Below are 12,704 nucleotides of genomic sequence, written 5' to 3'. Positions count from 1 at the left end.
TCGGCGAGGTCCGCGTCGAAGTCCGACGACGTCAGTACGGCCTCGAGTGCCCGGCCCCGGCCCAGCAGACGAGTGAGGTGCTGGATCGCGCCCGCACCGGGGGGAGCTCCGACCGCCACTTCCAGTTGGCCCAGGACGGCGTTCTCCCGGGAGGCGAAGCGCATGTCGCAGGCGAGCAGGAACTCGCTGCCGGCTCCCCGGGCGCGACCGCGCAGCTTGCCGATGGTGACGGCGGGAAGCCGGCTCAGCCTGCGGAACAGCATTCCCAGGGAGGCATCGCCCGGGCCTCCGGCCTTCGCGGCCTCGGCGGTGTACTCGGCGACCTTCGTCATGTCGACGTGCGGGAAGAAGTATTCGGTGTCCGCGCTCTCGAAGATCACCACGCGTGGGGCGTCCGGTTGCGACAGGCCGTCGAGCAGCGAGACCAGGTCCCGCACCACCTCGGGACCGATGAGGTTCATCGGCGGCGCGTTGAAGGCGGCGGTCAGGACGTTGCCGTCCACGCTGGTGTCGATGGTTTCGTACGAGGCGGTCATGGGGGTCCTCCTGTCGTCGCGCAACCCCGGCGACCTGCCACGAAGGATCCGGACTGCCCCTGCGCCGCGGTCGTGGGGTGATCCCGATAAGGCTCGTCGCTTGAGGTCGGCCGGTGGTCGTCCACTCGCTGAGGGTGCTCTTCCGATACACAGCGCGTGCGGCGCCCCCGGTCGGCGCGATGGGCAGACGGGGCGTCTGCCTTCAGCGGGCTGGCATCGCACCGAAAGGCTGGCCTGTTAGGGCAGCACCTCGTCAGCGCTCGTCGGCTCGACTTGGGGCTGCTTGTTGTAGGTGCGGCGCACCTTGGCCGACGCGGTGTAGATCTGCCGCACCTGCATGATCTCGCCCAGCGGCCTGTGCTCGGCCGTGACCCGCCACTGGTTGAAGGCAAGTGCGTCGCTCTTCTCGGAATTCTCCGGCCCCGAGATGTCCTGGCTCGGAATTCGCACCCGGCCGACGGTGACGAAGGGGGATCGGTCCTCCGGCCACTCGACGGTCACGTCGTTGACTGGCATCGCGTCGAGGTCCGTGCACAGCTGAACCTGTAGATCGAAGTCGAAGGATCCTGCCAGTAGTTCATCCACCAGCGTCGGATGGAAGACGTCCGGGCGGCTTTTGAGGTCGAGTTCATGGTGGATCACATGCGAAGCATTGTGCGGAGCCGGAGCGATTCGCACCTTCCCGATGTAGTCACCATGGAGTATGGCACCCATAGTGGAGAATGTAGAAAGCAGGGGATTTCGCAACGGAGTCTGCGTTGCCGCCCTGACGAACGCGAACAGTTCATCCCAGGCCCAGTCGGACTGCTCCAAACTCCCCTTGCCCGTGAGGAAATCCGCGAGTAGCTCCTTGAATCCTGCCTTACCGCGCGCCAAATAGTCCGGCAGGTTGTTCACCACGTCCTCTGTGAGCAGATAGTGTCTCGCGGTATTGGCAATGAACGTCGTGTTGTTCTTGAGTACGAGATCGAACGTTGTCGCGTCCGGCTCGTCCTCGACCAGTTTGGATCCTGGCACATCGAAGATCTTGATCGCGCAACCAAGGCCGGGCCCGAGTTGCACGTCCGTGCCCAGATGCCCTGAGGTACTGGAGAAACGCATCAGGGCGCCATGCTGGCCCGGCTCGGCATAGATTCCCTGCGCATACGCCGGAGGAACGTTGTGCAGAATCTGAACCTCCGCTTTGACGAGGCCGAATGACTTCGCATGGGCGCCGCGGACTGCCCTCCCCGTGCCCTCGGCCTTCGGCGATTCCCGGCCCTTCTTCTCCCAGAACTCGATGATCGACGCCAGCTGATCGTCGATGTCCGGGTCGATCGTCTCGACCTCAGGGGTGTAGCGAATGAATTCGGATGGCACCATCGCACTTCTCCAAGTACACCGGTTATCAGGCGAGGTCTGTGAGCCATCTCAATGCACTCAAGGAAGGCAGGAAGAAGTACTCACCGCCCCGCAGCACATTGAACGTCTCGATCCCATGGATACGGCGTCTCACGGGATTTCTGGGGATCGTGAACGTTGCCCCGTCTTCCTGCAGACCGATGTTGGGATCGCGCTCATCACCCAGGCTCATGAAATTTCCGTTGTTGATCCATTCCTGCTGCAGGAACTCCAGGGTGGCCATTGCCTTGGCGCTGAGGAAGATGAAGTACAGCCCGCGGGGTGTCTCGTCGTCGCGGCTGGAGGCCTGATCCGGATCATAGGGCGCCCCGTAGGTGGTACTGCGCCGGATGATGCGATGGATGTTCACGTCCGCGAGGATCGCCATCTTGGTGTCACGCGGGTTCATACGCCGCATGTGGCAGCCCAGCGGCACGCAATGTCCGCGCGGATCGTTGGCGTATGTGAAATCGTTGTTTCGATGCGGATCCGCGCCGAGCTCCGGGTCGTCGTGTTCCGGGGCGAGTGTCAGTGGCGCTCCGCTGCGCCAGCGTCCCACCAGCTTCGCGGCGAGCAGCTCGCGCTCCTCTTCTGTCTCCGAGTGCGCGCGCAGGAAGCGGTTGAATGTCCCGACGCGGGACTGGTACTTACGCAGTCCGACGAACGTGCCGTTGCGCCCCAATACGTCGGGGGTGGGCATCGGCAGCGGCTCGCCGTTCTCTCCCGGATAGCCGAGAATGAACTCGCCGGCCTTGATTGGCTGCCCTTGACCCGGCAGCGAGTCGACGCCGCAGCCCTCAATGGCGGGCTGGCCGATCGAGTCCTTGTAGCCCAGTGGGTTGAGATCTCCGGGCTGAGCACCGAAGTCCTGCTCCAGGACGACGGTGAGGCCTTGAAAGCCCTGATACTGCCGTCGAGCCAGTTCCGTGGTCCGTCGCCATGTATCTGCCGAGTCGCTGAAGACGCTCACCCCGATGTGGATCTGCCCGCTCCCGAAGGGCTCGTCCCAGTTCTCCGGCGCGTTGTCGCCTTCGTCCAGAAGGTCCTGAGCGCGCGCGGCCATCCCCATCCGGAACGCTTCCGGGAAGCTCTGCAGTGAATCCTCCGGAACTCCGAGCGCCTCCAGTCCTGTGTAGCTGACGGCGACCGAGATCCAGGTGTCGTCGGCGCGCCACCAGTCAGCGGCGGAGTTGACATGGGGAGCCAGTCGCCGCAGCAACTCGCGGCCGGCATGCGCATCGGCCACCTGGAGCATGACGTGTGTTCCGTAATACGGCTCGGGACGATAGCGCAGCACCGTCGCTTGGATGTCGTCGAGCTCAAGGGTGACTGGGGTGCGCGGAAGCCTCGGGCCCTGGCGATCGATGAGTGCCATACGTTGTTCCTCCCGAGAACGGAGGCGCGTCCGGCCACGGCGTAGCCCGCGGGCTGCCCCGGTGGAGGCTCGCCGAGCCTGAACGCACCATCACCCCCGGCGTGAACGCTGAACTCCGCCGCGGCCCTGGACGCGTCACCACCGACCATGCGAGCTCGCTAGTCGCCGACGGCGTCCAGGAATGTGTCCACGGCCTGCCCAATGCGCTTAAGACGCCGGATGTCAGCCACGGTCAGATCGGGGTTGCCGACGTACCAGCCTTCCGCGGTGACCTGGTGAGCGGCAAGGTAGTCCTTCGCGCCCGGGTCCCGGATCCCCGGCCACCCGTCCCAGGCGGAGTCGATGATGTCCAGGTAGTCGGGAATCTTCGCGATGAAGTCGTCGATGTACGGGTCCCAGTCGCCGTCGAAGGTGGTGGCGAACAGCATCCTCGTGTCGTTGTCCAGAAACACGAAGCGCATGTCATGGACGGTACCGACCTTGTCTGCGCCGGCGAGGTTGCCGTTCAGTAGCTGGAGGAACGCTCGGAGCCGCTTGGCACCCCCGGGTGCGAGCGGCACCAAGATCGTCAGCTCGGATACCTTGCCCAGGCGGCTCCCGACCCGTCCCGCGCTCTCCACAGGTGGCGGCGGGGTCATCGACGCCTGCGACTTCAGCTCGGATAGCACCCGTTCGAGGGCCGACTTGCCCACTTCCGGCGCATCGGCGAACAACTCGCGCAGTTGCTTGAACTGTTCCTCAGCGCTGGCTGACTGCGTATCGCTTGTCATGTCTGCCATTTCCTTTCAACTTCCTTCGCCACCTCAGAAGTCGAAGCCGAGAGAAGGAAGAATCGTGACTGCAGCACTGTGTCCGCGCTCGAAGCACCCACTGATCCAGTCTCATCCGAGAAATGAGGTCCCGCCACTCAGCTCACCGACAGCCCTTCAGGACGGATTCTGATCCCAGGCCACGCGCTGAACAGCCGGCGTCCGGCGATAGCCTCGCTCACGGCAGCGGCTACCACGCTCATGTCGTCCTAGCGGCGGGCTGCCGCAGATGGAACGGCGGCAGTCGAGCTTCACCGCGGGCGTCGCAGGTGCTCTGCCACCACTTATCGCCGCACCGGGCAGCCTGATTCCAGCCGGTCAGTCCTGCCGATGCGGCGTGGCCTTTGGTCGGGAAGTCGATCTTTCGCCGCTTTGGGCGGCGCACCGGAGGCCGGGGGCCCTCGCACCGGGCCCGGACCGATCAAGCGGACGCCCCGGTTTGACCGATGATGCCCAGCATGAGCTCACGGCGGTTCCACATGACGACTGCGGCCAGGACGAGCAGCACCGCTGCCGGTACCGGACTTTCATCGAGCACAAACAGACAGGTCAGGAATGCGCCCGTCAAGACTCCGGTGAGTATCAGACCACCCAGGGAACTCAGTCGGGGAACGAGCAACAGAACTGCCCCGGCCAGCTCCAGAGAGCCGGTGAGACGTACCGAAGCCATTGCCCGGCACCGACGTCCTGGAAGATTTTGACCACGTCCTGCGCGCCGGCCAACTTCGAAGCCCCCACCATGACGAACACGCCGGTCAAAAAGACCTGAAGGATCCACAGAACGATGTGCCGGGCCTTACCGCCCACCCGAGGCACACTTGCACAGAACGAGACATGTCTTCTCCCTAACGCGCGACAGCGGCCGGTTCACCGGCCGGTGCGAAGCCGACCACACACTTGAACTTTCATGTCACACCCAAAACCGCAACTCATGAATGCTCAAGCGAGACTCTTGAGTATTCGGCCCATCCCGGGCGTGTCTCGTCGTACGTGGTGATCACGTGCGGGCGGAGTTCCCGGATCAACCGGATCAGCGGCTCGGCCGCCTTCTCCAGCGGCTCGCTGGCCCGGCCCACGCCCAGCAACGCCCGGGGCCGACCCCCGCGTCTCAATCGCCGGCGGGGGTCCGGGGCTGGGGCACCGGGCACGACCCGCGGCCGTGGACAGCACCCCGCACTGCCGCAGGCGAGGCCGGTAAGAAGTGGCGCTCTGGGATTGGCGGCGCATCGTGGAAGACAGCGAACCCGCCGACAAGGGAGGACACCGTGTCCTTGTCCATCGATGTGTTCAACAGTGGCTACAAGCCGATCCCCGACCCACCCGGCTGGACCGCACCGCAGCAGGCCACGTGGCCGGCCACCACGGCGAGCCTCGTCGCCGGCAGTACCGACGCGCTCCTGGTCGACGCCCTGATCACCACGGCCGAGGGTGAGCGACTGGCCTCCTGGGTGCAGGAGTCGGGCAAGAACCTGACGACGGTCTACATCACCCACGGACACCTGGACCACTTCTTCGGCGCAGGGCCCACGCTGGCGGCATTTCCGCAGGCACACCTGGTGTCCCTCCCCGAGGTGGTGAGAGAAGCCCGGCGGTCGGCCCAGTCGCTGGACAATTGGAGAGGATGGCTCGGGGGGCAGTTCGACGAGAAGGCGGCCACTCCCACGGCCCTCACCTCCGAAGAACTCGAGATCGACGGCCACAGCGTGCGCCCGCTCGTCCTCGGACGGAGCGACGGCGTCGTCAACAGCGTGGTCCACGTGCCCGATCTGGCCACCGTCATCTCCGGCGACGTCGCCTACAACAACATCCACATGTGGCTGTGGCGCTCCACGCCGGACACCCGGACCGAGTGGCTCGCCACGCTGGACGCCCTGGCGGCTCTGCGACCGGAAAGGATCATCACCGGCCACAAGGCCCCGGACGCACCCGACGACGACGCTCGACGCGTTCTCGACCAGAGCCGACGCTACATCGAGGACTTCGACAGGGCGGTGGCCGACAGCAGTTCCGCCCCCGACCTCGTCGGCCGGATGATGGAGAAGTACGCAGCGTACGGAAACCTCTACACACTGCTCGCAGCTGCCGCCAGCCAGTTCGACGAGAGCACGCAGTCGAACGGATCGTGACCACCGCCACGGGCCCGCAGCAGCCAGTGCCTGCCCGCCTGCGATCGGGCGGACAGAGGCGCATGCTGGAGAGGGCCGATGGGACGGCGAGGGGTTCCCGCAAACGGCAGGGACGATGTGCTGTGATGCCCCCGGTGTACGCCTCGGCACAGGCGACTGTCGGAGAGGCAGCTATGGGGCGGGCAGGGGTTCTTTCGGGTCGGGCCCTTCCCAGGATTCGGGGCCGAGAATGTCCTTCAGCAGGACGTACATGTTCTTTCGGAAGTGGGCAGTCACGGCCCATCGGCGTGTGAAGATCCGGATCTCGGCGACTTCGCCCTCGTCGTAGAGCGTGAGCAACTCGACAAGTTGCTGCACGTGGCTGTCGACGAGTTCGTCGATCACCACAGCGAACCCCGAACACCCCTCGGGCTGGAGAACCGCACGGACCTTGAGGTCGCTGAAGCTTTGCGCCGCCGCCTTGAGGACGGGTCCGACGACAGTCTTCGGCCACGGCCGGCCGTAGAGGTCGATGGCGGAAATCAGACCCGCAGCATCGTAGGTGGCCAGCGCCACAACTTCGGCGCTCCGCCCGTCGATGCTCCCGCTCTACACGACTGCATCCAGCGCATGGCCTTTGAGCCGAACCGTGGGCTCGGGCGCGGCGAGCAGGTCTCGATACGTGCCGAGAGCGGCCGACACCGCCTCGCGACCGGAGATCCGCGGTGCTTTCAGCGGTGTCGCGAGGGAAACCTCCGCTGCAAGCGCCGTTGGAGTCTGACCCAAGAGCGCGCCAGACAGCGGGTCCGACATCGTCTTCTCCTGCCGCTTCGGTGGGCCTGCCGCCGGAATCCGTGAACATCCACATCACGGCCGTGACCGTCACACACCTCCCCAATCGAATGCGACGAGGGGGAAGCCCGTGAGATCCACGGAAGTCACCCCCGGGCCCCTACACGGCTGTCAGTCCAGGGGTGGCAGGTGGGGCGGGAAGTGCCGCTCCAGGATCCTCGCCCACTCCGCAAGCGTCACGCAGCCGGCACGCTCCGCCTGCGCCTGTACCAACTCGCAGAGCGCGGCAGCAATCGGCGCAGCGGGATCACCGGCGGTGAGAGCTGCGGCGGCCTCGCGGAGGCGTGCATGGGCGCTGGGAAACACTCCCTCGGCCCATGCCTGCTCTTCCTGGACCCGGCGGGCACTGTCCTCGAGGTAAATCCTGTTTACGAGGTGGTCCGGGCAGTCCGGCAGATGCCATGTCTCCGTGATGCTCCGGCCCTTGTTCACCATGACGATACGAACGTTGTCCCGGCCAGGGCCGGCCTTGCAGCCCTCGCATTCGACCAGCTGCGCCTTTCGGCGGTCGTCATCACTCATGGCAGCCTCCCTGAACGGTCAACTCCGCCCAGCGTGCCAGCCGACGTCCGAACCCGACCAGGAATCCATCCGAATACATCAATCCCGGTCACCATCCCGGCCCGTCACCCCCGTGAACCGCAACCGAAGGCCAAGGCGTGCCCCGCCGGGAAGGCTCGTCCGGTTGTCCCTCTTTCATTGGTCGCAGCTGGGGGTCGAGCATCTACGCTGCCCGCCATGACAGACCACACCAAGCTGCAGATCCGGGTCGCCGCCGTCCTCACCGGCGCCGGCTTCACCCTCAACGACAGCACCACCGAAGGACTCACCGTCCACGCCACCGACGACGGTGTACTCGTGAATTGGAGACCCGACACTCACCTGCGCAATGCGAACACCGGGCTGCGCAGAGCCTTACGCATAGCTCTGACCACGATCCTCACCGCAGCCGGACTGCAACTCACCGACCAGCCCGCCGACCCTCACGCCATCCTCGTCACCGACGACACCAGCACTCACTAGCCGCGGCAACCGGGCCCGGAAAGCACAAAGACCCCGATCCCCACCGGCCGAGGTCCCTGCACTCTCCGGCACCCCACTCAACGAACCCGCCCGCACACGGTCACGTCGCTCTGCCCTAAGCGGCAGGGGCCTGCGGCGGGTCAACCGGCGTGATGCGCTCCGCTGTCGTCACCAGCTGCTGTCAGCCCACTTCGTCTGGCGCGACAGGACGGTCTTGCCGTAGTAAGCGTTCAAGAAGCGCGCAGCAAAGATCTGATCCTCCGTCGCGTCGGGCTGCTCGCCTCCAGCGATCCAGAAGAAGTTGTCGAGTGGTGGTCGGACCCCGTCCATCCAGGAAGCCAGCCTGTGCAGGCTTCCGCCGCTCAAGGCGACTGCGGCCTTGTGTACCTGGTCTGCTTGCTCACCGTCGTATGTGTCAAGGACTCGCAGCGCCAGGGACACTTCCTCTGCGGAGAACGTTGCGCCTACTACTTCTGACCAGCGCTTAGCAAGGCGTGCACCACCGCCGACCCGGCTATCGTCGGCGGCGAACAGCGAGGCACCGGCCCCCGGCACACTCCACGGCAGGGGCTCCGTCGCACCTACAGCTAACCGGCCAGCAGCAGCACCAGCAGGACCTCACGCTCGATGTGGCATCAGCCCGAGCCGCCGCCAAGGCTGATCTCATTGCCATCCGCGTCCCGGTAGGTCGCCTTCGTCACGCCACCCTCAAACGTCTGACGCTGCGCGGCCCTGATGCCGCGCCGGGCGATCTCGGCGACCCGACCGTCGAGATCGTCGACAAACGACAGCACGAGAGATCGACTTCCCCACGGAAAGCCGCTCCGCGAAACTGAACACAGGCGATCCCGGAGGAGGGCCGAGGCCTATGAAAGCGGAATCAGAGGACGCCGTGGCCATAGGCCACGTGACCGCACGGCTGATAGCAGCGCACCCTCAGCTGGATTCCCAACTGGTGCGCAGCTCGGTTCAGACCGCGTACGAAGAGCTCCGATACGCACGCGTACGCACCTACCTGCCGGTCCTGATGGAACGCAGAGCCAAGGACCTGCTGCCCACCGACGAACAGACAGAACGCCGTACCTGACGCTCCACACATGTACCCGCGCGCCGCGCCGCTCGGCCTTGGTGAGCACAGGCGGCGGGGGCGAGGCCCGAGGACCAGGGGGCATGGCGAGTGTCGTGCTGCGGGGAGCGGCGGCCCTGCTGCGGCGTCGAGCTGAAGATGCGGCCGAGTCTCCCCAGGAGCGGCGTATGGTGGATCAGAACGAGCCCGGCGCCCTTGGCCGCCTACGTCGCCGCAGGACATCGCCGCGGACGGCACGGTGAACAGCCATGTCGTCACCTCGCTCACCCCCAGGGACAGCACCACCGGGACGACGGACGAGCCACTGCTCGGGGCGGCAGCCCGCCCCGGCGATGCGGTCGACATGACGAGCGGAACAGCCAGATCTACGGCCCGCACCGCCGCGGCCAACTGGCTGATCGAACAGCCGGTTTGCCGGGGGTGAGCGCGCGCCGTGCCGCCCGCGGCATCCCGTCGGCGGGCCCCTCTCCGAGGATGCCGAAGTGCACGCTATAGGTAAGGCAGAGGTTCTTGCGGGTCAGGCCCTTCCCAGAATTCGGGGCCGAGAAGGTCCTTGAGGAGGACGTACATGTTCTTCCGGAAGTGGGCAGTCACGCCCCAAGGGCGGGTGAAGATCCGGATCTCGCCGACTTCGTCCTCGTCGTTGAGGGTGAAGATCTCGATGAGCTGCTGCACGTGGCCGTCGACGAGTTCGTCGATCACCACAGCGAAGCCCGATCGGCCCTCAGGCTGCAGAACGGCACGGACTTTGAGGTCGGTGAAACTCTGCGCTGCCGCCTTGAGGACCGGGCCGACGACAGCCTTCCCCGACGGCTCCTCGCTCAGGATCGGCGAGTACAGGATGACGTCGTCCGCCAGCGGCGGGACGGCCGGATGGTCAACCCATGTCGGCGTCGGCCCTTCCGGAACATACGGTCCGGTACCGAGGTCGGCGTCTGCCAGATCAGGGGCGACCTTCGCCATCGCTTCCCGTAGCAGTGCCATGAACGGCCACGGCCGGCCGTAGAGGTCGATGGTAGAAACCAGACCCGCAGCATCGCGGGAGGCCAGCGCCGCAATCTCCGCGCTCCGCCCGTCGATGCTCCCGCTGTACACGACTGCGTCCAGCGCATCACCCTTGAGCCGAACCGTCGCCTCGGGCGCGGCGAGCAGGTCTCGATACGTGCCGAGAGCGGCCGAAACCGCGTCACGACCGGAGATGCGCAGCGCTTTCAGCGGCATCGCGAGGGATACCTCTTCTGCAAGCGCCGATGGAGTCTGTCCCAGTAGTGCGTCAGGCAACGGATCCGACATCGTCTTCTCCTTCGTGGTCGCGATCCGGCAGTCCCCAGGCCGTGGTCTCAAGCCTTCGCAGCCGGCGACGCGGGGCCATCGATCTGCAAGGCGGCGCACTGATCCCCGTGCTGCCACCGGATGCCATGCCGGCCCATGCTCTCGACAACGCGCGGGGGCACGGTCGGGACCGGCAAGCGCTGGGCGGGTGTCGTATCCGCGGCGTCAGCGCCTTCCCCCGACGATCCAGAGGTGCTCGGCCATCGCCTCATGGCCTGCCTCATGTCCACACTAGAACATATGCATCTTTACATCAGATGTCGGTCACATGCTTGATCCCGCCCATGTCGTCGAGTAGGCAGCGCGCGCGGACGTGGTCATGACAGTGCCGCCGTCCCGCGGTGCTCGATGTGTCTCCGCACAGGCTGGAGATTCCAGCCTCCCCGGCGATCGAGGCGCGTACGCAGCGTACGAAAGCCTCTACACACTGCTCGCAGCTGCCGCCAGCCAGTTCGACGAGAGCACGCAGTCGAACGGATCGTGGCCACCACCACGGGCCCGCGGCAGCCAGTGCCTGCCCGCCTGCGATCGGGCGGACAGAGGCGCATCCTGGGAGGAGGCCAATGAGCGGCGGCGGGACGGCGAGGGGTTCCCGCAAGCGGCAGGGACCGTCCGTGCCGAGGTAAGGAGCAGGTCATGTCAGTCCTGCGATTCCACATGAACTCCCCGATGAACCCCTCGGAGGTGATGGACGTACTCACCGACTTCAGCCCCGCGCGGGCCGAGGAATGGCCCACGATCGACGCGGAACACTTCACGGTCCATGAGCGGGGCGCAACGTGGGCCGACGTGACCGAGGGAACGGACAGCTCGTGGGAGCGCGCACGCTACGAATGGGATCCCGCGGCGAACAAGGTCACCGCCACCACGCTCGACTCGAAGGTCTTCGGCCCGGGCGGCGGATGGGAGTTCCGGATGACGCCCGAGGGTGAGGGCACACGCGTCGACATCCAGCTCGCCCGGGAACACCCCGACACCTTCAAGGGCAAAATGCTGAACACCATCCTGCCCTTCGCGGCGCCGGTCTTCCGCAAGACCTTCAAGGGGCCCCTGAAGAGCACGTAGCCGTAAGCCCCCACACTGACTATTCGGAAAACCCTCATCGATCGCGACCCTCGACCAAAGGCGCGATCTGTCAGGGCAGGGCGGACTGCTCATCCTCACCCACAGCGGCGCCTTGGACCTGTGGTGCCCAGCGCGCCACGTTGGTTCCGCCAAGCTCCTGCGCCGCAGAGGCTCGCCAAGTGCGGCACATGCGCTGCACCTTCGCGCTCCCGCGGGTAGAGAGCACGAGCACTGCGACCTGCAGCGCCTGCTACAAACGGCACAGCGCGCGAAGCCAACCTTCTGGTCAACGGTCCGTGCGCATGCCGATCTTGCCTAGTGCTCGGTGTCTTCGACGGCGGCTTTGATGCCGCGCAGTGCCTCCCTTAGCCCCTCGTCGACCTGGTCACCTTCGGTGCGTTCCGTGTGCAGCTCGACGCTCAGGCGGGACGTGATGTCGTTTTCGCCCCGGCCGACATGGAGGCAGCCATGGTATTCGTGGGGCCCGGGTGCGCCCCATTCCAGGGTTTTTCCCTGCTCGAGGACGCGGATCCAGGCCTCGCTGGTGACGTCCTGCTCCGGCGCGTCCTCGGGGTCGATATGCGCGGTGACCGCGACCCGGTCGCCGCCCTGCCCATCGTCTCCGCGCCGGACAGATGGACGCGGGCCGCGAGGATGGTGTCCGTGGCTGCGGTGAAGGACAGCAGCCCGGCCGGCCGGGCGAGCGGTCCAGTCCGGCCCACGGGGTCGGGGTGCGTGTGCTGGAGCCGGATCAGGGCGTGCCACAGGCTGCCCGGCAGGTCCGAGTCGGGTGCTTCTTCTCTGCTGCGTCTCATGAACCCTGTCTACGGGCCGGCACAGACGTGCAGCCGTGTACGGCCTCTTGTGTCCCGGGCGGTGGCGTCCCAACTTCGAGAGCTGTCCCGCCGGGCGGGAACCGGGCCGGGGCAGCAACTGCGCGCGGTGGAGAAGGGCCAGCGGTCCCCACTCGCTGTGCTGGCGCAGCAAGCCGTCCCGGCCTGACCCACGCGGTGCGGCCCACGAGGAGGCTTACCCCACCCGGGGTGGGGGGGGGGCCGCCTCCGGAGCCCGCCCGTTTGGGCACGGGGGCCCGCGGGGGGGGGGGGGGGGGGCGGCGCCCCGAAAGGAGAAGGGGGGGGC

Annotated in this window: 15 protein-coding genes; 4 read left to right on the top strand and 11 right to left on the bottom strand. The window is 66.3% G+C overall.

Annotation, left to right across the window (positions count from 1 at the left end):
• The 5 genes from ACFWU3_RS29715 to ACFWU3_RS29695 all read right to left on the bottom strand — a co-directional run.
• Positions 1–536: enoyl-CoA hydratase/isomerase family protein (locus ACFWU3_RS29715; protein WP_384443852.1), on the bottom strand; the 536-nt coding region annotated here is incomplete at its 3' end.
• Positions 537–773: 237 nt separating this feature from the next.
• Positions 774–1,898 carry a catalase family protein gene (locus ACFWU3_RS29710; RefSeq protein ID WP_384443850.1) on the bottom strand — a complete coding sequence of 375 codons (1,125 nt, stop codon included), beginning with the start codon at positions 1,896–1,898 and terminating at the stop codon, positions 774–776.
• A 25-nt stretch (positions 1,899–1,923) separates the two neighbouring features.
• Positions 1,924–3,291 carry a Dyp-type peroxidase gene (locus ACFWU3_RS29705; protein ID WP_384443848.1) on the bottom strand — a complete coding sequence of 456 codons (1,368 nt, stop codon included), beginning with the start codon at positions 3,289–3,291 and terminating at the stop codon, positions 1,924–1,926.
• Between the two features lie 158 nt (positions 3,292–3,449).
• Entirely contained in the window at positions 3,450–4,070 is a 621-nt protein-coding gene (locus tag ACFWU3_RS29700) for a hypothetical protein (RefSeq protein WP_384443846.1), read from the bottom strand.
• A 451-nt stretch (positions 4,071–4,521) separates the two neighbouring features.
• Positions 4,522–4,770, bottom strand: coding sequence for a DoxX family protein (locus tag ACFWU3_RS29695; RefSeq protein WP_384443844.1), 249 nt, complete (start codon positions 4,768–4,770; stop codon positions 4,522–4,524).
• A 595-nt stretch (positions 4,771–5,365) separates the two neighbouring features.
• Here ACFWU3_RS29695 and ACFWU3_RS29690 point away from each other — a divergent pair.
• Positions 5,366–6,226 (top strand): MBL fold metallo-hydrolase, encoded by an 861-nt coding sequence (locus ACFWU3_RS29690; protein ID WP_384443841.1) that lies wholly within the window; start codon positions 5,366–5,368, stop codon positions 6,224–6,226.
• 171 nt (positions 6,227–6,397) lie between these two features.
• On the opposite strand, the gene ACFWU3_RS29685 is transcribed toward ACFWU3_RS29690, so the two are convergent.
• From ACFWU3_RS29685 to ACFWU3_RS29675, 3 genes are all read right to left on the bottom strand, one after another.
• Positions 6,398–6,781: a hypothetical protein gene (locus ACFWU3_RS29685; RefSeq protein ID WP_384443839.1), complete on the bottom strand. Its 384-nt coding sequence runs from the start codon at positions 6,779–6,781 to the stop codon at positions 6,398–6,400.
• 33 nt (positions 6,782–6,814) lie between these two features.
• The gene (locus tag ACFWU3_RS29680) at positions 6,815–7,018 is read right to left on the bottom strand and encodes a hypothetical protein (protein ID WP_384443837.1); all 204 of its coding nucleotides are present in this window, start codon (positions 7,016–7,018) and stop codon (positions 6,815–6,817) included.
• Positions 7,019–7,168: 150 nt separating this feature from the next.
• Positions 7,169–7,579 carry a hypothetical protein gene (locus tag ACFWU3_RS29675; RefSeq protein WP_384443835.1) on the bottom strand — a complete coding sequence of 137 codons (411 nt, stop codon included), beginning with the start codon at positions 7,577–7,579 and terminating at the stop codon, positions 7,169–7,171.
• A 216-nt stretch (positions 7,580–7,795) separates the two neighbouring features.
• Here ACFWU3_RS29675 and ACFWU3_RS29670 point away from each other — a divergent pair, with 216 nt between their 5' ends.
• The gene (locus ACFWU3_RS29670) at positions 7,796–8,080 is read left to right on the top strand and encodes a hypothetical protein (protein ID WP_384443834.1); all 285 of its coding nucleotides are present in this window, start codon (positions 7,796–7,798) and stop codon (positions 8,078–8,080) included.
• 168 nt (positions 8,081–8,248) lie between these two features.
• Here the strand turns inward: ACFWU3_RS29670 and ACFWU3_RS29665 are convergent, their stop codons facing one another.
• Positions 8,249–8,521, bottom strand: coding sequence for a hypothetical protein (locus ACFWU3_RS29665; RefSeq protein ID WP_384443832.1), 273 nt, complete (start codon positions 8,519–8,521; stop codon positions 8,249–8,251).
• 194 nt (positions 8,522–8,715) lie between these two features.
• Positions 8,716–8,874 (bottom strand): hypothetical protein, encoded by a 159-nt coding sequence (locus ACFWU3_RS29660; RefSeq protein ID WP_384443829.1) that lies wholly within the window; start codon positions 8,872–8,874, stop codon positions 8,716–8,718.
• Positions 8,875–8,948: 74 nt separating this feature from the next.
• Between ACFWU3_RS29660 and ACFWU3_RS29655 the strand changes: the two genes are divergently transcribed.
• On the top strand, positions 8,949–9,167 hold the full coding sequence (locus ACFWU3_RS29655; RefSeq protein WP_384443827.1) for a three-helix bundle dimerization domain-containing protein: 219 nt from the start codon (positions 8,949–8,951) through the stop codon (positions 9,165–9,167).
• 489 nt (positions 9,168–9,656) lie between these two features.
• On the opposite strand, the gene ACFWU3_RS29650 is transcribed toward ACFWU3_RS29655, so the two are convergent.
• A complete protein-coding gene (locus ACFWU3_RS29650) occupies positions 9,657–10,460 on the bottom strand; it encodes a hypothetical protein (RefSeq protein ID WP_384443825.1) in 804 nt (267 codons plus the stop codon).
• A gap of 675 nt (positions 10,461–11,135) precedes the next feature.
• Here ACFWU3_RS29650 and ACFWU3_RS29645 point away from each other — a divergent pair.
• Positions 11,136–11,564 (top strand): hypothetical protein, encoded by a 429-nt coding sequence (locus tag ACFWU3_RS29645; protein WP_384443823.1) that lies wholly within the window; start codon positions 11,136–11,138, stop codon positions 11,562–11,564.
• Positions 11,565–12,704 lie beyond the last annotated feature (1,140 nt).

Source organism: Streptomyces sp. NPDC058685 (assembly GCF_042714725.1).
In the GTDB taxonomy this organism is placed as follows: domain Bacteria; phylum Actinomycetota; class Actinomycetes; order Streptomycetales; family Streptomycetaceae; genus Streptomyces.
Note: the sequence above shows the minus strand (reverse complement) of the source record. Positions and strands in the feature narration are given on the sequence as shown.

What these genes read in the sequence shown, in the direction of transcription:
- ACFWU3_RS29680 (WP_384443837.1), bottom strand. Translation starts at nt 7,018, where the DNA reads ATGTCGGACCCGCTGTCTGGCGCGCTCTTGGGTCAGACTCCAACGGCG.
- ACFWU3_RS29695 (WP_384443844.1), bottom strand. Translation starts at nt 4,770, where the DNA reads ATGGCTTCGGTACGTCTCACCGGCTCTCTGGAGCTGGCCGGGGCAGTT.
- ACFWU3_RS29645 (WP_384443823.1), top strand. Translation starts at nt 11,136, where the DNA reads ATGTCAGTCCTGCGATTCCACATGAACTCCCCGATGAACCCCTCGGAG.
- ACFWU3_RS29650 (WP_384443825.1), bottom strand. Translation starts at nt 10,460, where the DNA reads ATGTCGGATCCGTTGCCTGACGCACTACTGGGACAGACTCCATCGGCG.
- ACFWU3_RS29675 (WP_384443835.1), bottom strand. Translation starts at nt 7,579, where the DNA reads ATGAGTGATGACGACCGCCGAAAGGCGCAGCTGGTCGAATGCGAGGGC.
- ACFWU3_RS29670 (WP_384443834.1), top strand. Translation starts at nt 7,796, where the DNA reads ATGACAGACCACACCAAGCTGCAGATCCGGGTCGCCGCCGTCCTCACC.
- ACFWU3_RS29710 (WP_384443850.1), bottom strand. Translation starts at nt 1,898, where the DNA reads ATGGTGCCATCCGAATTCATTCGCTACACCCCTGAGGTCGAGACGATC.
- ACFWU3_RS29655 (WP_384443827.1), top strand. Translation starts at nt 8,949, where the DNA reads ATGAAAGCGGAATCAGAGGACGCCGTGGCCATAGGCCACGTGACCGCA.
- ACFWU3_RS29705 (WP_384443848.1), bottom strand. Translation starts at nt 3,291, where the DNA reads ATGGCACTCATCGATCGCCAGGGCCCGAGGCTTCCGCGCACCCCAGTC.
- ACFWU3_RS29700 (WP_384443846.1), bottom strand. Translation starts at nt 4,070, where the DNA reads ATGGCAGACATGACAAGCGATACGCAGTCAGCCAGCGCTGAGGAACAG.